Source organism: Massilia violaceinigra (assembly GCF_002752675.1).
In the GTDB taxonomy this organism is placed as follows: domain Bacteria; phylum Pseudomonadota; class Gammaproteobacteria; order Burkholderiales; family Burkholderiaceae_D; genus Telluria_A; species Telluria_A violaceinigra.
Genome location: NZ_CP024608.1, coordinates 2,120,064 through 2,138,595 on the forward strand (window position 1 = coordinate 2,120,064; position 18,532 = coordinate 2,138,595).

The window sequence follows — 18,532 nt, forward strand, 5'->3', positions numbered from 1 at the left end:
GAACCCAAGTCCGTACCGAAGCCACTAGCAGATAAACAAACTTGGGTTCCCGCCTGCGCGGGAACGATGCGGTGGTGGCCTGGAAACCACAGGACGGCTAATACCTGCTCGGCGCAATCGCCTCCGCATAATCGTACAAGGTCCCCAAAATCTCCTCCGCGCGCTCGTCGGCATCTTCCGACAGCGTATCGATCTCGGCAAACAACTGCTCGATCGTCCTCGCCCCGCCTTGTCCGTCGAACAGCTTGGCGGCGCGGTGCTCTTCCCACTGCTGCGCTTCAGCTTCGTTCAGCAACTCCGGGAAATTGCGCGCGCGGTAGCGGAACACCAGTTCCACCAGCCGCTGATCCTCGAACGACGGCCGGGCCTTGGCCAGCTTCTCGGGCGTTTCCGTCCGCAGCGACTCCAGCTTGCGCCGGTCGCCATTGCCGATGAACCCGCCATACAGATCCTCATCCACATCGACCGCTTCCTGCGCACCCGGACGCTGATACACCTGCGTCCACAAGGCCCCCATATCCGGCCCGGCTGCCGCCACCGCCGCGAACGCGCGTCCCTGCTCGATATCGATGCCCCACTTTTCCGCCATCGCCGCGCTCAGGGTCTTGAGATTCCCCACCAGCATCGGTGACTTGTTCAGGTGAATGCTCTTGATCGGCAAGCGCGTCACGCCTTCCGGCAAATCGGCCGAACGCGTGAACATGCGCAGGCGGATCGTTTCCGCATCGAGTCCGAACAGCTCGGCCGGGTCGTGGCTGCAATCCCACACCAGCACTTCATTCTTGTTGGTCGGATGGGTCGCCAGCGGCCATACCAGCCCGATGCAGCCGCGCTCGGTCGGGAACATGCCCGACACGTGCAGGAACGGCTGGCGCTGCGCCGCCGCCAGATGCATGCCCATTTCCGACGCGACCTTGTCTTTCTTGTGCAGCGCCAGGCAAAAGTCGAACAGCTTCGGCTGTTTATCGCGGATCAGGCGCGCCAGCGCAATGGTGGCGCGCACGTCCGACAGCGCATCGTGCGCCGTCTCGTGCAGCAAACCGTTGGCCTTGGCCAGGTGCTCCAGCTTGAAACTCGGCTTGCCATCTTCGCGCAGCGGCCATTCGATGCCTTCCGGGCGCAGCGCGTACGTCATGCGCACCACGTCGAGCAAGTCCCAGCGCCCGCAATTGTGCTGCCACTCGCGCGCGTACGGATCGATCAGATTGCGCCAGAACAGGAAGCGCGTGATTTCATCGTCGAAGCGAATCGTGTTGTACCCGACCCCGATCGTGCCCGCCTGGCTGAAGGCCGCCTCGATGGTGGCCGCGAACTTGTGCTCGGGCACGCCCAGTTCAAGGCATTGCTGCGGCGTGATGCCGGTGATCAGGCAGGACTGCGGGTCCGGCAGGAAATCCGGCGCCGGCTGGCAGTACAGCATGATCGGCTCGCCGATTTCATTGAGGTTGGCATCGGTGCGGATCGCTGCGAACTGCGCAGGACGGTCGCGGCGCGGCTGGGCGCCGAAGGTTTCGTAGTCGTGCCAGAGAAAGGTATGGGTGGTCATGGAACTTCGATCAATAAGTAGCACTAAGATCCGTCATTCCCGCCTACGCGGGAATGACGGCGCTGCATTTTGGGGCAGGCGTCAACCGCATCAGGGGCGGACCCATATGGTACACAGATTGGCGCCGCGCCGGGGCCTGGATTGAGCGCGCGGCGCCGTACTTCAGCGCGCGACGCGGTTGCGTCCGCCTTCCTTGGCGCGGTACATGGCCGCGTCTGCCGCCGCGATCAGCGCGCTGTCATCCATGCCCGTTTCCAGCAAGGCCACCCCGAACGAAGCCGTGATGTGCGGCAGCGGAATGCGCATGTCGCGGAAAATCGGCGCCTCGCGCATGCGCGAGCACAGCCGCTCGGCCACCATCAGCGCCAGCGGTTCCGGCGTTTCGGGCAGGATCACCATCAATTCCTCGCCGCCGTAGCGCAGCGCGAAATCGGACGGGCGCAGCGCCGTCGAAATCACGTCGGCCGCCGCGCGCAGGGCGTCGTCGCCGGCCAGGTGACCGTGGGTATCGTTGAAGCGCTTGAAATGATCCAGGTCGAGCATCACCAGCGCCAGCGGCGTGCCGGCGCGGTGCGCGGTGGCGATCAGCTTGGGCAGCATGTCGTTCATCCAGGCCCGGTTGTACATGCCGGTCAGGCCATCGTTCATCGACAGCTGGCGGTAAAATTCGCCCAGCTTCTGGCGCCGCCGCAGCAGCGCATTGGCGGCCCGGATGCGGAACGACAGCAGGCGCAGCAGGTTGCGCGCCAGGCCGTTCGACTGGTCGATCAGCTTCCACACCAGTTCGCCTTCGATGAGCAGCAGCTCCGATTCTTCCAGCGCGCTGATCGAGGCCAGGTTGGCCGCTTCGTCCAGCACCGACTGCTCGCCCACGCTCTCGCCCGGCAAGATCTTGCTGACCGTGCCGTCGGCCATGCCGTTGCGGGTGTCGGCCTCGACCGCGAGCGCGCCGCGCAGCAGGATGTACAGGCGCGCACGGTTGCTATCCTCGACCCTGGCCCCGGGCGCGAGGCGCACCACGGCGCAGTCGGCCAGCGCTTGCGCGATCTGCTCGTCGTCAATGTCGCGGAACAAATGCAAGTCCCGGATGGTGTAACTTGATGCAGCGAAGGTGCCGATCTGTTCCAAAATAGTTTCTCCGGTCAGGTGTGCGCCGCTATAACAATTGGTGTTTGCATCATATCAGTGTTCCAATAGCGTCATTCGAATCGAACCATCCACGACATGCACTTCATTGACGCCCTTGGCACCCCCCATCAGCCCGACCCGGCGGCACGCATCGTGTCGCTGGTGCCCTCGATTACCGAATTGCTGTGCGAGCTCGGCCTGGCCGGGCAAGTGGTCGGGCGCACCGGCTTTTGCATCCATCCGGCCGCCCAGGTCGCCGCCATTGCCAAGATCGGCGGCACCAAGGACGTCAACCTGGAAAAAATCCGCAAGCTCGCGCCCACCCATCTGGTGGTCAACATCGACGAGAATGAAAAGCCGACCGTCGAAGCGCTGGCCGAATTTGTGCCGAATATCGTCGTCACCCATCCGGTGGCGCCGCGCGACAATTTGGCGCTGGCACGGCTGATGGGCGGGATTTTTTGCGCCGACGCCAAGGCCGCGGCCTGGTGCGCCGCCTTCGAGGAAGAATACGCGGCGCTGCAGGCGCTGCCCAAGGGACGGCCGGCGACGGTGCTGTACTGCATCTGGCAAGACCCGTGGATGAGCGTCTCGGCGGACACCTACATCGCCCGCATGATGGCCGAGATCGGCTGGAGCGTGCCACAGCTGGAGGATGCGTCGCCTGGCGCGACGCGCGAGGCGACGCGCTACCCACGTTTCAACTGGTCCGATGAACTGGTGGCGCGCATCGACGGCGTGCTGCTGTCGACCGAACCCTACCGCTTCACGGACGTCCACGCGGACGCGCTGGAAAAACAGATCGGCAAGCCGGTGCATGTGATCGATGGTGAAATGATGTCGTGGTACGGCAGCCGTTCGCTGGCCGGTTTGCGCTACTTGCGCGCATTGGCACAGTCGGCGTCGATGTTCTGATCGTGCGCCAGCAAGACAGGCTGGCTGTCTTGCTGGAGTTGCCTCTGGCCAGCCTGCCGCGGGGGCAGGGCGCTGGCCCTGGCGTATTACATGGCAATTACTCGTTGACTTCGTCCGGCTCGGGCACCAGTTTCGGTGTCGCGTGCAGCTGCTTGTCGTGCAGGCGGCCCAGGGCGCTGTCGATCGCGCGCTTGAGTTTTTCCGCAGCGCCGGTGATTGCCTGGTGCAGGTGCACCGAGTGGTCGCTCACGGCGATCGGCTGGTAGCCGGTCACGCGCGCTTCGAGCAGGCAGCGGTTGCCGCCGTCGGCGGATTTCTGGCTGTTATCGTCGCTGAGGTGGACTTCAACACGGGTAATGTGTTCGCTAAAACGCTGAACGGCGGCGGAGACCACGGATTGCACATGATCGTCGAGGCCCTGATGACGTTCGATCGTTTTATCGGTATTGATGTTGATTTGCATAAGCTCACTCCCGGCTGTTCATAAAGGTACTGGCACAACCCCGGTCTTATTGCGTGTGCGGCCTGCGCGCGTTGCTGCGCAGCGCCCGGGTTGGCACAACGTTAAGCACACGGCTTCATATTACACCTTTGTTTGATATTGCTCAGTGCAAATGAAATCGGGTCATGCAGCTTGCCAGCGCAGGGCGTCGGCGTGGGTGTCGGCGCGCTCGATCGCGAAGCCCAGTCCCAGGTACAGGCGGCGTGCCTGCGGGTTGCCGCGGTGGACGGACAAGGTCAGCGGCAGATGACGTTCGGCCGCGAACTGCTGCAGCGCGCGCAGCACGGCACTGCCGGTGCCGCGCCCGCGTGCCGGCGGCAGCAGGGCGATATCGACCAGGCGCAGCGCGTCGCGGCCATGCGCGACCACGATGCGCGCCACCGGCTCGCCGGCCTCCTGCAAAATCAGATAAATGGCATCCGGAAAGCGTGCGCGGTAATCGGCCGCCTGCAGGCGCTGCTGCATCGCGATCAGCGCCGCCGCCAGGGTGGGGGCGGCGCGGCCGCTGCCGAGCAAGTCCTGGCGCGTGGACGCGTACAGACGCGCCAGGAAGGGCGCGTCGTCCTCCACCGGGGTGCGCGCACCGAATGCCCGAAGATGGGCCGCCAGCACGCTCACGCGCCGGCCTTGCCGTCACGCAGCGCCGTCTCTTCCTTCTCATGATGGGGAAAACGGTCCATGCGCGAGAGCACCGGAAACTTGAAGATCCAGATCGCCGTGACCGCCAGCGTGGCGGCACCGCCGAACAGGATGGCGCGCGTGAGTCCGAACCAGCCGGCGGTCAGGCCCGACTCGAATTCGCCGAGCTCGTTGGATGCCCCGATGAACACTGCATTGACCGCGCTCACGCGGCCGCGGATTTCATCGGGCGTTTCGAACTGCACCAGCAGATGGCGCACGTACACGCTGACCATGTCGCCGGCGCCGAGCAGGAACAGGGCGCCCAGGGCGACCGGGAAACTGGCGCTCCAGCCCAGCACCAGGGTGGCCGCGCCGAACATGGCCACGCCGCCGAACATCCACGCGCCGACGCGGCGGCGGATCGGATAAAACGCCAGCGCAACCGAGCACAGCGCGGCGCCGACGCCGGGTGCGGTGCGCAGGAAACCCAGTCCCACCGCGTCGACCTGCAGCACATCGTGCGCGTAGGCCGGCAGCAGCGCCGTGGCGCCGCCGAACAGCACCGCGAACAGATCGAGCGAAATGGCGCCCAGCATGATCGGGCGCGACCACACGAAGCGCAAGCCTTCCAGCACCGTGTGCCAGGTGGCCGGCTCCTTGTTGACCACCTGGGGCGCGCTGTGCGTCATCGACATCAGGATCACCGACAGCACCAGTAGCGTCGCGGCCGCCAGATACACCGTGGTCGGCCCCGAGATGTACAGCAAGCCGCCGAGCACCGGACCGGCGATCACGGCCACGTGAAACGCCGACGAACTCAGTGCCACCGCCTGGCTGAAACTTTCATCGGGCACCATATTGCGCAGTACCGCCTGGGTGGCCGGCATCATGAACGCGCGCGCGCTGCCGAACAACACCAGGATGGCAAACACCGGCCACACCACCGACACCCCGCTTGCCGTAAAGGCCAGCAACATCAGGCCGCACAGCAATTGCGTGAGCAGGCACAGGATAATGATGCGGCGGCGGTCGTAGCGGTCGGCTGTATGGCCGGCGAGCAAAATCAACACCAGGAAAGGCGCGAACTGCGCCAGGCCGATCAGACCGAGATCGAACAGGCTGCCCGTCATCTGATACACCTGCCAACCGATGGCCACGCTCTGCATCTGTACCGCCAGGGTTCCCAGCACGCGCGCGCCGAGGTAAAACGAGAAATTACGGTGGCGCAAAACACTGAAACCGTTGGACGGCGACATCACAGACATAGGAACTTTCGGGACTGGCTACGCGGGTAGGGTAAAATGATTCTTTCTGGAATCTGCATGGTATTGTGCACGATGTTTCCCGACCCTGCTGGCTGTGCCGCTTCCTTGCCGTTATCGTTTTATGCAGAAAACCATATTTGAAACACCTGTCGTCAACACCTTGATGAGAGGATTCTCGCTCCTGACGCTGCGGCTGATGGGGTGGCGTACCGACGGGCTGACGCCGGAGCAGATTGCCGGCTATTCCCGGTACGTGCTCATTGCCGCGCCACACACGAGCAACTGGGATTTCCCGATCACGCTGATGGTGTGTTTCGCCTTGCGTTTGCGGGTGTACTGGATGGCCAAGTCGAGCCTGTTTACCTGGCCGATCGGCTGGCTGTCGCGCTGGCTGGGCGGCATCCCGATCGACCGCAGCGCGTCGAACAACACCGTGCAGAACACGATCAACGCGTTTGCCAAGCGCGAGCGGCTGGCGGTGATTGTCGCGCCGGAAGGAACGCGCGGTAAGGTCACGCACTGGAAGACGGGTTTTTACCACATTGCGCACGGCGCCAACGTACCGATCGCGCTCGCCTTCCTCGACTTCAAGCGCAAGACGGGCGGGATTGGCTGCATGTTCCACACCACCGGCGACATCACGGTCGACATGGTTGAAATCCAGCGTTTCTACAGCGGCGTGACCGGCAAAAACAGCGACCAGTTCGACGCATCCGCAGTCAAGCGCAAATAGTTTTCTAACCGGGGCCTTACCTCCGACTAGCAACAAAAATGTTTCGATTCCGAGGTCTGACCCTAATGCCGCTAAGTTAAGCCGTTTTCTGACCACAAACTGCAAAACCGTCTTTCCCGCCGAGTGCCGCCTTGGCGCGGGAAGTCATTTCTGCCAATGGCAGGAATGACGGAGCTTAAGTTAGCGCCATCAAGGTCTGACCCCGGTTAAGTCAGCAGCGGCTTGTAGAGCTGCGTCATCTTCAGCGAGGTCGAATACAGCTTGAAGCACAGATGCTGGTCGAGGACGAGGGGGACGGCGATACGGTTCTCCGGTGCCAGCTAGGCCAGGTCGGCTTCGCTGGTGAAGGCGTCGGCGTAGAACTCGTCGGCCGGCAAATGGCATTGCTCGACATACTCGCGCCGCGCAGCCTCGACCACCACCGGGGCGCCGCAGGCATACACCTGATGGCCGGACAGGTCGGGCAGGTCGTGCATCACCGCGGCGTGCACGTAGCCGGTACGGCCGGTCCAGTGGTCTTCCGGGAAGGCGTGCGAGACCACCGGCACGTAGCGGAAGCCGGGCAGGGTGGCGGCCCATTGTTCGCACAGCGCGTTCATGTACAGGTCGCCCGGGCGGCGTCCGCCCCAGTACAGGCTGACCGGACGGGTGGAGCCGAGGTGGATCAGGTGCTCGACCAGCGCCTTGACCGGGGCAAACCCGGTGCCCGAGGCCAGCAGCACGATCGGCTTGTCGGTGTCTTCGCGCAGGTAAAACGTGCCGAACGGGCCTTCGAAGCGCAGGATGTCGCGCTCCTTCATGGTGTTGAACACCTGCTCGGTAAATAGCCCGCCCGCCATGTAGCGGATGTGCAAGGTCAGCGGACCGGCCAGGCTGGGCGCGCTGGCCATGCTGTAGCTGCGCCGCTTGCCGTCGCGCAGCAGGAATTCGATGTATTGCCCGGCGCGGTAGGCCAGCGCTTCGTTGGCCGGCAGCTGCAAGGTGATGATGGCCACGTCCGGCGCGACTTTTTCGATGCTGGCCACGCGCGATGGCATCTTGCGCACCGGATAATCGGTGCTGCCGCCCACTTCGCGCGCTTCGATGACCAGGTCGGCCGAGGTGGTGGCGCAGCAGAACAGCGAGAAGCCGGCGGCTTTTTCTTCCTCGCTCAGGGCGCGCTGCTGGTGCGCCTTGTGCGCGACCGTGCCGGAGACGACCTTGCCCTTGCAGGAACCGCAGGCGCCGTTCTTGCAGCCGTAGGGCAGGCCGATGCCGGCGCGGATCGCCGCCGCCAGCACGGTTTCGTCCGCTTCGCAGGCAAACTGGTGGCCGCTCGGCTGGACAGTAATCTGAAACGTCATAGTGTCATCGTCATCAATTGGAACTACATGATCGGTGTTGATCGCGCCGGTACTGTCGCGAGCAACGGGTTGCTGGTATTTTACATGGTCCGGTGCGCTCGCCGGGTGCGACAGGGCCCGGATCAACCTCGACGGCGGGCCCTGCCGGCGCCACGGTTATCTTGTATATTGTCCGGCTACGCCATTGACGACAAACAATTTCACATGACCACCATTTCCCCCTTCAAACGGCCGCGCCTGCTCATTCTCGGCTGCGGCGATGTCGGCATGCGCCTCTTGCCGCTGGTGCGTGCCCGCTTTCGCGTGTTCGCCGTCACCAGCAACGCCGAGCGCTGCGCCGAACTGCGCGCGGCCGGCGCGGTCCCGATCATCGCCGACATCGACCGCCCTGCGAGCCTGAAACGCCTGGCCGGCCTGGCGGACTGGGTGGTGCACATGGCGCCGCCGCAGACGGAAGGCACGCTCGACCGCCGTACCCGCAACCTGTGCGCGGTGCTGCCGGCAGGCGCGCGCATGGTTTACATCAGTACCACCGGTGTGTACGGCGACTGCGCCGGTGCGCTGATCGATGAAACGCGCACCGTGGCGCCGCGCAATCCGCGCGCGCTGCGCCGGGTCGACGCGGAACGGGTTCTGCGCGCCTGGGCCAGCCGCAGCGGCGCGCGCCTGGCGATCCTGCGCGTGCCCGGCATTTATGCGCGCGACCGGTTGCCGCTGCGCCGTCTGGAGCAGGGCACGCCCGCGCTGCTGGCGTCCGAGGATGTGTTTACCAATCATATCCACGCCGACGACTTGGCGCGCATCGTGGCGCTGGCTTTGTACAGGACATTGCCCGGCCGCATCTATCACGCGGTCGACGATACGCAGATGAAAATGGCCGATTATTTCGATACCGTGGCCGATGCCTTCGGGATGGCGCGGCCGCCTCGCGTTGCGCGATCGCAACTAGTTGCTGAAGTATCGCCTATGTTGCTGTCGTTCATGTCCGAGTCGCGGCGCATGAGCAACGCGCGCATCAAGCGCGAACTGGGCGTGCGCCTGCGTTATCCGCACGTTGCGCCGGCGGTGGCGGCGATGGCGCTGGTAAAATGACGGTCCCCACTAAGGAAGCACGATGACCTACGAAGAATATCTTGACGAAGTAACCACCCTGATCACGGAGAAGTATAATCTGAGCGATGCCGCCGCGATCAAGCTGGTCGTGAAGGCGCAGGACGCCGATTTTTTCGTCGAGCATGACGAGAAGGAAGCCATGCGCACGGTCGACCGTGCGCATCAGGACGCCAAAACCCTGTATCTGGCAAGCCAGAAGAAATAAGGCAGAAACCGGATTGTCAATGGGCGCAGACTTGCGCTCGTTTGACCGGCGTCAAGTTCTGGCGTCTCCGTGGCCGTATCGTGTGCAGTGTCGTCTCAATTGCTGACTTGCGCCAACCGCCATGCCACATCGGATCATCCAGCCAACCAAAGAACAGGTGCGCGCCTACATGGCAAGGCGGGAAGGCGCGCGCCGTCCGCCGCCGCCCCCCGAAGAGATCCGCCGCCAGCTGGGCTGGCGCCTCGCCCCCACCGATAGTGAGCGCTTGCTCGTTCAATTCTATCTGATTCCCACCAATTACAGCCATTTGGCCACCCAGGTAGCGCTGGACTGGCTGTTTGCCCCTGTCCGGCGCGCCGCGCGCCGCGTCAATTCTCACCAAATATTGCCTTAAGCACAAATTTAATTGAGCCTGAGTTCTACTGGTTGAGCGAATGTCAACACTTAGGTGTATGATGCACGCCTATGCTATGGCAGCCGCATATTCGGTCTGTTTTTGGCATCACCGCATACTTAATTGACTGTAAAGACAGCGCACTGGCGAATATGCCACGGTGCGAATTTGGAAAGATAGAAGAACATGACCAATCGCAGATTTCCGGAAGATCCTACCTACGATCCGAACAAAGTGCTCGATGCCATCATTGAACGCTTGCAGCTCAAAAACGACGCAGCCCTGTCGCGCGCGCTTGAAGTGGCGCCGCCCGTGATCAGCAAAATCCGCCATCGCACCTTGCCGATTGGCGCGACGATCCTGCTGCGCATGCATGAGATCAGCGATTTCAGCATCCGCGAATTGCGCGCGATGATGGGCGTGCCGGCGGTGAGCATCACGATCAACGCCTGAGGCGGCCCAAAAGAAAAGGGGCACCGTGTGCCCCTTGATTGGATATCCGGCGCCCCGTTCAGCGGGGCTTGAGCAGCCTTCCCGGCACGGATTGCCGGTGCGATGCTGCTCCTTGCGGTACTGCGGCACATGCTGTTGCGATCGTATCCGTTGCCGCGGGGCGGGGACTGCGGTCCCGCCGGCGCGCGGATGATTGCCCACTGCTGGTCATGCGTCGCGGTGAAACGCTCAGACTGACTGCCGTGCGCCCTGGGCGATCGCTTGCAGCAGTTCGCGTGTGGCTGCGCTCACCACCAGTGTATCGCTGTCATCCGGTTCACTGATTTTTGTGCACCATGCCGCCTGGGGCGTGGCGGACGTCACCTTCGTACACCATGCCGCGCTGACTGACGTTGCGCTGGTCCGCGTGCACCATGCCGACTTGGCTGCTTCCGTATTGGTCCTCGTGCACCATGCCGACTTGGCCGCATCCGTATTGGTCCTCGTGCACCATGCCGACTTGGCGTCGGTGGATACCGTGCGTGTGCACCATGCCGACTTGGCTGCTTCCGTATTGGTCCTCGTGCACCATGCCGACTTGGCCGCTTCCGTATTGGTCCTCGTGCACCATGCCGCCTTGGTGTCGGTGGACACCGTGCGTGTGCACCATGCCGACTTGGCCGCTTCCGCATTGGTCCTCGTGCTCCATGCCGACTTGGCGTCGGTGGAGACCGTGCGTGTGCACCATGCCGACTTGGCGCTGTCGGCACTGGTCCTCGTACACCATGCGGCCTTGGTTTCAGCCGACACCGTGCGTGTGCACCATGCCGATTTGGCGCTGTCGGCGCTGGTCCTCGTGCACCATGCGGCCTTGGTGTCAGCCGACACCGTGCGTGTACACCAGGCGGATTTGGCATGGTCCTCCGACACCCGTGTGCACCACGCCGACTTCACTTCTTCAGTAATGGCGCGCGTGCACCATGCCGACTGCGCAGCGGCTGCTTCCATTGGCGCGGCGGCTTCGGTGGTGCGCGTGCACCATGCCGACTGCGGGGCGGCTTCCACCGGCGCGGCGGCTTCAGCGGTGCGGGTGCACCAGGCCGCGGCGCGCTGGCCGTAAGGCTCGTCGAACGTGCTTTCATACAGGTCACGCATTTTATTGCCGCAATCCTGCAGGTACTGCGTATCTTCCGCTTCGCCGCTCATGCCCACATACGGATAGTGGTGCAGGAAGTAGCCGAACGCGTGCTCGCAATCCTTCGCGTACTTCATGGTGTCCAGAATATGGTAGTGCCAGAAGATGTCGACTTCAATCATCGGTGCGGTTTCGTGTTCCGGGAACATCTTCATCAGATACAGAAAGCGCCGATACTCCACTTCCACCGCATCGGCTTTTTCCTGCGACCAGCCTTCGCCGGAATCGGCATGGGTAAGCTTGAATTTGATTGGATCCAGATCGAGTTCCGAAATTGCGTTGATTGCGTCGTTGTTCATCATGATTAAGCCTCTTTTTTAGAGTGTGATTGGTTTATGTGACTACATCCCTGTTTGAATCTGCGGATACTACGGCTGCTGCAAAACGACTGACTCTTTCATTTCTTCAGGTAAATCAATTGCCCGATTACATTGATTTCCGTTACTGTTTGAGGATGTTGCGCCGGTCCAAACTCAGCTTGTTGACTTAGCTCAATGATCATTTCGGGCAATTCCTAGTGCATCGCGGATGCACTGACTGTGCCGCAGGTCATTCAGGAGGATTCTGTTTAGGACAATGCCCGTCGTCATCAGACAAACGCGGCATGCGATTCACTTTTGCCGGCCACTGCCCCGGACGGGCCGCCGCGCGAAGGTTCGTTGTGCAAGGGCACGCTCACGCACACCGTGGTGCCGTCGCCGCCGTTGCTGGAAATGGAGAACGAACCGCCGAGGATGCTGATCCGCTCTTCGATGCCGACCAGGCCGAACGAGCCGACCTTGGCCCGTTCGCCAGCCTGCAGGCCGATGCCGTTGTCGGTCACCGTCATCGACAGGCGATTGCCGTTGAGCTTGAGTTCAACCCGGACCCTGGTCGCTTGCGCATGGCGCACGATATTGCTCAGCGATTCCTGCAGGATGCGGAAGAAGGCCGTGGCGGCGTGGTCGCTGAGCGCCACTTCCTTCGGTTCATCGATCAGCTCGCAGGCGATGCCGGTACGGCGCTTGAATTCGGCGATCTGCCACTCCACCGCCGCCGACAAGCCCAGGTCCAGCACGTTCGGACGCAGGTCGTTGATGATCTGGCGCACGCTCTTGATGGTGGCGTCGATTTGCTGCAGGGTGGAGCGGGCGCGCGCATGCAGGCGCGGATGGCGCTCGCGCGTGCGCGAACTGAGCATGTCCGCTTCGATGCGCAGCGCCAGCAGGTTTTGCCCGAGGTCATCATGGATTTCGCGCGCGATGCGCTTGCGCTCGCCTTCCTTGATCTGGTCGGCATGGGCCGCCAGGCGGCGCAGGTTCTGGTGCGACAGCTGCAGCTTGGCCTGGCTGTCGCGCAGTTCGCGCGTCATGCCCTTGGCCATCTTGATCGCGCGCCGGCGCGACGAGGTCAGCGCATGGAACAGCGCGTACAGGAGCATCGAGCTGATCGATCCGGCCATCATCGCCAGCCACGGCGCGAATTCCTCGAAGCCCGTGTACAGCTCGGTGGCGGCCACGCTGAAGGTGGCATCCCACTGGCGCCCGTTGAAGTCGATCGGCAAGGTGGCGCTGAAGCGGGCCGGCGCCAGCAGAGACGGCAGCACGGTCTCGCCGGCGCCGCCGGTGTCGAACAGCACGCGCCCGCGCCGCATGTCGGGCCCAATGGCATTGTCGACCAGCATCATGCGCACATTCCTGATCGGCACGTCGTCGATCACGCCCTGCACCAGTTTCTGCACGCTGAACGCAATGCCGACCGTGCCGATGTAGGCAGCGCGCCGCTGCGCCACCGTGGCGGTCGGCGCAAGCGGGCGGTACACCGGCAGGCGCATGCCCAGTCCGGTGCGGTTCGGTCCCGAGATGAAGGCGATCGGCAAGCCGGAGGTGAACAGCTTGCCCGTATCGCGCAGATTGGCCAGCGTGTCGATGATCAGCGGATTGGCGAACATGTCGTAGCCCAGCGTCGCGGCCCAGCGTTCTTCCGGCTCGACGAAGGTGACCACGGTGTAGGAGGGGCGGCGGCCGGGCGGCGTGATGGTGAAGTCTTCCAGCACCGTGCCATCGGCTGCGCGTTCGCTGCGCATGCGCTGCAGATAGGCCTCGCGGTCGGCGTCGAGCAGCAGCTGGGCGAAATTGATGTTCTCGATGGCGGGAAAGTTTTTCGCCAGTCCCAGTCCGCGCACGTAGCCGTGGAACTGGCGGCGCGTGAGCGGCTCGCTGATCTGGAATACGCTGACCGTGCCGCGCAGCACGTCGGTATACGATTTGATGCGGGCGCTGATGGTATTGCGGGCGTTCTGCGCCAGGCCGGCGAAACGGGTGCGCGAGTCCGCTTCAATAGAATTGGCGGTCGCAAAGTAAAGCACCATGCCGACCGCCAGCGAGAAGGGCAGGCCAACCCACAGGGCAGGACGTGCCGTCGAGAATGTTTTTAGAGTTGTCTTCAAAGTAAGCATTGCGCGTTGCATTCCTTTCGGTACCCGCAAATGGCGATGCATTGTTTGATCTACATTAACCGGAAGTTTGTTGTCAGAATACCTAGTGACCCTGCTAGGTATGGATATCGGAAAAGTCTGAATATAGAAAGAATCCCGCCACAGCAGTCACCGGGGCGGGATTCGGGGGGGCGAAAATGTCGCGTTTAGGCAACGTTTATTTGACCCAGCTATCTTTCAAAGTGGTAACTCTGTTAAATACCGGCTTCCCTGGCGTGGAGTCGACGCGGTCGGCGACGAAGTAGCCATGGCGTTCGAACTGGAAGCGCTGGTCCGCTTCGGCCGCGCTCATGCCCGGCTCCAGGTAGGCGGTGACCACCTCCAGGGCGTTCGGATTGAGGAACGGCTTCCAGTCGCGTCCGCCCGCATCCGGCTGCGGCTCGGTGAACAGGCGGTCGTACAGGCGCACTTCCGCTTCCAGCGCGGTGGCAGCGCTGACCCAGTGAATGTTACCTTTGACCTTGTACGTGTTCGAACCTTCGGTACCCGATTTGCTGTCTTCGAAATACTTAACGTGCACGGCGGTAACGTTGCCCGCAGCATCTTTGTCGTAGCCGGTGCACTCGGTAACGTAGCCGTGGCGCAAGCGCACGCGGCTGCCGGGGGCGTCGCCGATCGGCGGGAAGTACCGGAAGTATCCCTTGCTCGGCACCTCCATGAAGTCATCCTGCTCGATCCACAGTTCGCGCGTGATCGGGAAGGTGCGCAGGCCGCGCTCCGGAAAGTGCGGGTGCACCGGCGAGCTGCATTCGACCGACTCGCCTTCCGGGAAGTTGTCGATGATCAATTTCAGCGGACGCAGCACGGCGGTGGCGCGCGGCGCTTTCGGGTCGAGGTCGTCGCGCAGGCAGCCTTCCAGCGTGCTCATGTCGATCCAGCCGTCGGCCTTCGAGACGCCGATGCGCTCGCAGAACAGCTGGATCGCTTCCGGCGTGTAGCCGCGCCGGCGCAGGCCGACGATGGTCGGCATGCGCGGATCGTCCCAGCCCGTCACGATGCCTTCGTCGACCATGTCGCGCAGCTTGCGCTTGCTGGTGACGACGTAGGTCAGGTTCAGGCGCGCGAATTCGTACTGGCGCGGCACCGGCTGCTTGAAGAAGCCGCCTTCGGCCAGGGTCGCCAGCAGCCAGTCGTAGAACGGGCGGTGGTCCTGGAATTCGAGGGTGCAGACCGAATGGGTGATGTTTTCCAGCGCGTCCGAAATCGGGTGCGTGAAGTCGTACATCGGATAGATGCACCAGGCGTCGCCCGTGCGGTGATGGTGCGCGTGGCGGATCCGGTAGATGGCCGGGTCGCGGTTGGTCATGTTGGGCGAGGCCATCGAATCGGCGGCCATCTTGATGCGCAGGATGTGCTCGCCGTCTTTGTACTTGCCGGCTTTCATGTCACGGAACATCGCCAGCGATTCTTCCGGCGCGCGGTCGCGGAACGGCGAATTGACGCCCGGCGTGCCGAAGTTGCCGCGGTTCTTCTTGATGTCGTCGGCGCTCTGGCTGTCCACGTAGGCGTAGCCGGCCGTGATCAGGTACTCGGCCATCAGGTACAGGCGCTCGAAATAGTCGCTCGCGTAGTACAGGTGGCTATCGCCGTTCTGTTCCCAGCTGAAACCGAGCCACTTGACGCTGTCGATGATGGTGTCGACGTATTCCTGTTCTTCCTTGGCCGGATTGGTATCGTCGAAACGCAGGTTGCAGCGGCCCTGGTAGTCGCGCGCCAGGCCGAAGTTCACGCAGATCGATTTGGCGTGGCCGATGTGCAGGTAGCCGTTGGGCTCCGGCGGGAAGCGGGTAATAACTGGAGGCAAGCCCTCGCGGGCGTGGGTGCCGGCGGCCACGTCGTTCTCGACGATGGCACGCAGGAAGTTCGGCGACGGGGCATTCGCAGCCGGCGCCGCAGTGTTTTTTTCGTTGCTCATGGAGAGATGCTTTGCGAATGATAAGGTTGTGTCATTTTAACGCAAATAGGTGTGTATCCAATTCCGAATAGGCGTGGGTCAGACTCGAAGCGTGGCATGTATTGGTACCGGCACCCGCGTTCCGCCCGGCCGATGCCGTTCTATAGGATAATCTCGCTTTACAGTTTCGGCAGCAGGAGTTTCCCGTGGACAATTTATACACCATCCTCGGCGTGGCGCCGAATGCGACCGACGACGAGATCAAGAAGGTTTACCGCTCGCTGGCGATGCGTTTCCATCCGGACCGCAACGACGCGCCCGGTGCGGAAGTGCGTTTCAAGAGCATCACCAAGGCTTACGAAATCCTGTCCGACCCGGCCAAGCGCGAGGAATACAACCAGAGCGTCAACCACCGCATCATCATCGATGCCGAGGAAGAGGCATTTGCCTTGTGGCGTTCGTTGTTCAGCCTGAACGGCGTGACCCTGCCGGCGTAAGCGCCGCCCCCCAACTCCGCGCCCACATCCACGCGCAGTTCATCAGCGCAGTCATACGCATTACCAACAGGATCAGAAAATGAGAAAAGTACATCCCGAATTTGCCTACCAGTCGCGCGAACTCGGCGGCCAGATCGATGGCATTTTGGGCGACCCGCCGAACCGCAAGAACTACGACATGATGCTCGGCGCGCTCGTGAGCGAATACGCCAGCGGCGGCGGCATCGAAGACGTCAACATGATGAGCTTCGCGCTGGTCGATCACATCACCTTCAGCAATCCCAAGGGCTTGCTGGCGGAAGCGGGCGAGTACGAAGGCGGCAGCCCGGAAAAAGTGTTCGCCATGGCCGCCTGCGAAGGCGACGCCGAAGCCATGTACAACGCCATGACCGAGAACCACCCGGATCTGGCGCGCCAGGCCATCATCACCGCATTCCTGTTCAAGCACCCGCGCCTGTGGGACGAGGACGACGAATCGCTCGAACAGCTCTCGCGCGACGATGACGGCGACGACCGTTACGATGACGAAGATGAAGGCGTCACCGACGACTTCGCCCAGATGTTCGACAAGGAAGGAGATTGAGCATGAGCGAAAACAGCAATCTGCCCGCGTTATCGAAACAGATCAGCGAACTGGTGCTTGCCGGTTCGCTGTCGCATGCCGAGCATGCGTTTTCCGAGGCGGTCGAGCAGCATGGCGACCTGGCCGTGGTCGAGGTACTCGCCTCGCTCGCCCCTCAGGTAACGGCCTTGCACCTGTCCGGTTTTGACGGCGGCAAGACCTCGCTGGCCACCCTGCTCGTGCCGCCCAAGGCGTGGGCCGACAGCCTGGCGTTTTTCGCCGCCACCTGGTCGGACGACATGATCGAAGACGACCCTGAGCGCGTCGCCGAGACCCTGTTCGCGCATGTGCACGGCATCGTCTTTTCGGCCGACGACCCGGAGCGCCGCCAGGAGCTGCTGGCCGAAGCCTCGGCCACCGACCACGGCGCGACCGTGTTCGCGATCCTGTTCTCCATGGCGCCCAAAGAGATGCTGGAACTGGCCGGCGAAGTGCTGGCCAAGGGCCCGTACATCACCAGCCAGACCTCGTCCGACAGCGACGTGGCGCCATTGGCGATCGAACTGGCCAAGGCCAGCGAAGATGGCTGGGACCGTGCCTTGTTCGAGCTGTTCCCCGACTTCCGCCACAGCGGCGACCTGGCTGACGCCGAGTACAACGACGATCCGGACGAAGAGCAGAAATTCCTGCAGCGATCGACCAAGGAATTGCTGTACCGCTTGCGCAAGCAGGTGCCATCGTCGCGCAGCAACGTGCCCAAGCGCGGCGTGCGCAAGAGCATCGGCACGGGAATCTTCTCGTGATGGAGGCGGCGCAGACTATGCTGCCCGCCATCGTCGTCGAACGCCTGCCGCGGCTGGTGCGGGCGATCCGTTGCCTGTCTGCGCGCGAGATCGGCGACGAGTCGGTGATCCTGGCCGACGAGCTGGCCGGCATCACCGCCATGGTGGCCGAAAAGTTCACCAACGACCGCACCGCCGAAGGCATCCAGAAAGCCTTGCTGCTGACGGTGGGCTGCGTGTCGCTGGGGCTGGAGCATGAGCTGATGCACGAGGGCGACGAAGCGGCGCTCGATTTCCTGATCGAGCACGGGGCCGAGCATGCGTTCCAGGCGGGTTTTCGCATGGTGCGCGACCTGGCCGCCTTGCCCGAGGATTCGCTGGTGGGCGAATACGACCAGGACCCGGTGTACGCGCAGCGGCGCCTGAAGGATTTGTTCGTCGACATCTGCAGCGCCGATCCGCATCAGAACTGGGCCGGGTACGAGAAGTTCGAAGTGCAGTACAAACAGCGCAAGGCGGTGCAGGCGATCGTGCGCGCGGCCGGCTGGCTGCGGCGCCACCATTACGCGGGGCCGATCAACGACGCCGATCTGAACGCGGAAGGCGTGATTGCGGTAGCGATCATTTTCGCGATCGAAGGCGGCGGACGGATCGTGGCGCGCACGGGGCAGGCCGATTTCGAGCGTTTGGTGAAATCGGTACGCAAGAACAAGCCGGATTACGAGGAGGGCTGGGCGGCGCTGATGAAGCAGGTGCCGGTGCAGCACCAGCCGGTGATCGCGGAGCGGATTGCGTCGTATCGGACCAATTGCACCGTCATCCAGAAAATTCGTACGCGCACGGCGATGAAGACCTTGTTTGCGGAGTTCGAGAATTATGCGGGGTCGGAGCTGGATGCGGATTACGGTTGATGGCTAATCTTCGCTACC

Annotated in this window: 19 protein-coding genes; 10 read left to right on the forward strand and 9 right to left on the reverse strand. The window is 62.9% G+C overall.

Annotated features, from left to right (window positions below):
• Positions 1–97: 97 nt before the first annotated feature.
• Both sbcB and CR152_RS09515 read right to left on the reverse strand, forming a co-directional pair.
• Positions 98–1,546 (reverse strand): exodeoxyribonuclease I, encoded by a 1,449-nt coding sequence (gene sbcB, locus CR152_RS09510; protein ID WP_099874704.1) that lies wholly within the window; start codon positions 1,544–1,546, stop codon positions 98–100.
• Between the two features lie 162 nt (positions 1,547–1,708).
• Positions 1,709–2,674 (reverse strand): diguanylate cyclase, encoded by a 966-nt coding sequence (locus CR152_RS09515; protein ID WP_099874705.1) that lies wholly within the window; start codon positions 2,672–2,674, stop codon positions 1,709–1,711.
• Between the two features lie 96 nt (positions 2,675–2,770).
• Here CR152_RS09515 and CR152_RS09520 point away from each other — a divergent pair, with 96 nt between their 5' ends.
• Positions 2,771–3,589, forward strand: coding sequence for a helical backbone metal receptor (locus tag CR152_RS09520; protein WP_099874706.1), 819 nt, complete (start codon positions 2,771–2,773; stop codon positions 3,587–3,589).
• Positions 3,590–3,686: 97 nt separating this feature from the next.
• Here CR152_RS09520 and CR152_RS09525 read toward each other — a convergent pair whose 3' ends face one another.
• The 3 genes from CR152_RS09525 to CR152_RS09535 all read right to left on the reverse strand — a co-directional run bounded on the left by CR152_RS09525 (position 3,687) and on the right by CR152_RS09535 (position 5,977).
• A complete protein-coding gene (locus CR152_RS09525) occupies positions 3,687–4,052 on the reverse strand; it encodes an HPF/RaiA family ribosome-associated protein (RefSeq protein ID WP_099874707.1) in 366 nt (121 codons plus the stop codon).
• A 162-nt stretch (positions 4,053–4,214) separates the two neighbouring features.
• Positions 4,215–4,709, reverse strand: coding sequence for a GNAT family N-acetyltransferase (locus tag CR152_RS09530; RefSeq protein ID WP_099874708.1), 495 nt, complete (start codon positions 4,707–4,709; stop codon positions 4,215–4,217).
• Positions 4,706–5,977, reverse strand: a complete 1,272-nt coding sequence (locus tag CR152_RS09535) for an MFS transporter (RefSeq protein WP_099874709.1) — start codon at positions 5,975–5,977, stop codon at positions 4,706–4,708. Before CR152_RS09535 ends, CR152_RS09530 begins: the two co-directional genes overlap by 4 nt.
• A gap of 121 nt (positions 5,978–6,098) precedes the next feature.
• Here CR152_RS09535 and CR152_RS09540 point away from each other — a divergent pair, with 121 nt between their 5' ends.
• Positions 6,099–6,710, forward strand: coding sequence for a lysophospholipid acyltransferase family protein (locus CR152_RS09540; RefSeq protein WP_099874710.1), 612 nt, complete (start codon positions 6,099–6,101; stop codon positions 6,708–6,710).
• Positions 6,711–7,030: 320 nt separating this feature from the next.
• Here CR152_RS09540 and CR152_RS09550 read toward each other — a convergent pair whose 3' ends face one another.
• Positions 7,031–8,053: a CDP-6-deoxy-delta-3,4-glucoseen reductase gene (locus CR152_RS09550; RefSeq protein WP_099874711.1), complete on the reverse strand. Its 1,023-nt coding sequence runs from the start codon at positions 8,051–8,053 to the stop codon at positions 7,031–7,033.
• A gap of 204 nt (positions 8,054–8,257) precedes the next feature.
• On the opposite strand from CR152_RS09550, the gene CR152_RS09555 reads away from it, so the two are divergent.
• From CR152_RS09555 to CR152_RS09570, 4 genes are all read left to right on the forward strand, one after another.
• A complete protein-coding gene (locus tag CR152_RS09555; RefSeq protein ID WP_099882135.1) occupies positions 8,258–9,145 on the forward strand; it encodes an SDR family oxidoreductase in 888 nt (295 codons plus the stop codon).
• Positions 9,146–9,167: 22 nt separating this feature from the next.
• Positions 9,168–9,371 carry a hypothetical protein gene (locus CR152_RS09560; protein ID WP_099874712.1) on the forward strand — a complete coding sequence of 68 codons (204 nt, stop codon included), beginning with the start codon at positions 9,168–9,170 and terminating at the stop codon, positions 9,369–9,371.
• Positions 9,372–9,492: 121 nt separating this feature from the next.
• A complete protein-coding gene (locus tag CR152_RS09565) occupies positions 9,493–9,765 on the forward strand; it encodes a hypothetical protein (protein WP_099874713.1) in 273 nt (90 codons plus the stop codon).
• A gap of 186 nt (positions 9,766–9,951) precedes the next feature.
• The gene (locus CR152_RS09570) at positions 9,952–10,218 is read left to right on the forward strand and encodes a hypothetical protein (protein ID WP_099874714.1); all 267 of its coding nucleotides are present in this window, start codon (positions 9,952–9,954) and stop codon (positions 10,216–10,218) included.
• Between the two features lie 228 nt (positions 10,219–10,446).
• On the opposite strand, the gene CR152_RS09575 is transcribed toward CR152_RS09570, so the two are convergent.
• The 3 genes from CR152_RS09575 to CR152_RS09585 all read right to left on the reverse strand — a co-directional run bounded on the left by CR152_RS09575 (position 10,447) and on the right by CR152_RS09585 (position 15,783).
• The gene (locus CR152_RS09575) at positions 10,447–11,694 is read right to left on the reverse strand and encodes a glycine-rich domain-containing protein (RefSeq protein ID WP_099874715.1); all 1,248 of its coding nucleotides are present in this window, start codon (positions 11,692–11,694) and stop codon (positions 10,447–10,449) included.
• A gap of 287 nt (positions 11,695–11,981) precedes the next feature.
• A complete protein-coding gene (locus CR152_RS09580) occupies positions 11,982–13,829 on the reverse strand; it encodes a sensor histidine kinase (RefSeq protein WP_370663812.1) in 1,848 nt (615 codons plus the stop codon).
• Between the two features lie 196 nt (positions 13,830–14,025).
• On the reverse strand, positions 14,026–15,783 hold the full coding sequence (locus tag CR152_RS09585) for a glutamine--tRNA ligase/YqeY domain fusion protein (protein WP_099874716.1): 1,758 nt from the start codon (positions 15,781–15,783) through the stop codon (positions 14,026–14,028).
• 185 nt (positions 15,784–15,968) lie between these two features.
• Here CR152_RS09585 and CR152_RS09590 point away from each other — a divergent pair, with 185 nt between their 5' ends.
• The 4 genes from CR152_RS09590 to CR152_RS09605 all read left to right on the forward strand — a co-directional run bounded on the left by CR152_RS09590 (position 15,969) and on the right by CR152_RS09605 (position 18,514).
• Positions 15,969–16,259: a DnaJ domain-containing protein gene (locus CR152_RS09590; RefSeq protein ID WP_099874717.1), complete on the forward strand. Its 291-nt coding sequence runs from the start codon at positions 15,969–15,971 to the stop codon at positions 16,257–16,259.
• Between the two features lie 79 nt (positions 16,260–16,338).
• Positions 16,339–16,842, forward strand: coding sequence for a hypothetical protein (locus CR152_RS09595; RefSeq protein ID WP_099874718.1), 504 nt, complete (start codon positions 16,339–16,341; stop codon positions 16,840–16,842).
• 2 nt (positions 16,843–16,844) lie between these two features.
• On the forward strand, positions 16,845–17,624 hold the full coding sequence (locus CR152_RS09600; protein WP_099874719.1) for a hypothetical protein: 780 nt from the start codon (positions 16,845–16,847) through the stop codon (positions 17,622–17,624).
• A gap of 17 nt (positions 17,625–17,641) precedes the next feature.
• The gene (locus tag CR152_RS09605) at positions 17,642–18,514 is read left to right on the forward strand and encodes a hypothetical protein (RefSeq protein ID WP_099882139.1); all 873 of its coding nucleotides are present in this window, start codon (positions 17,642–17,644) and stop codon (positions 18,512–18,514) included.
• Positions 18,515–18,532 lie beyond the last annotated feature (18 nt).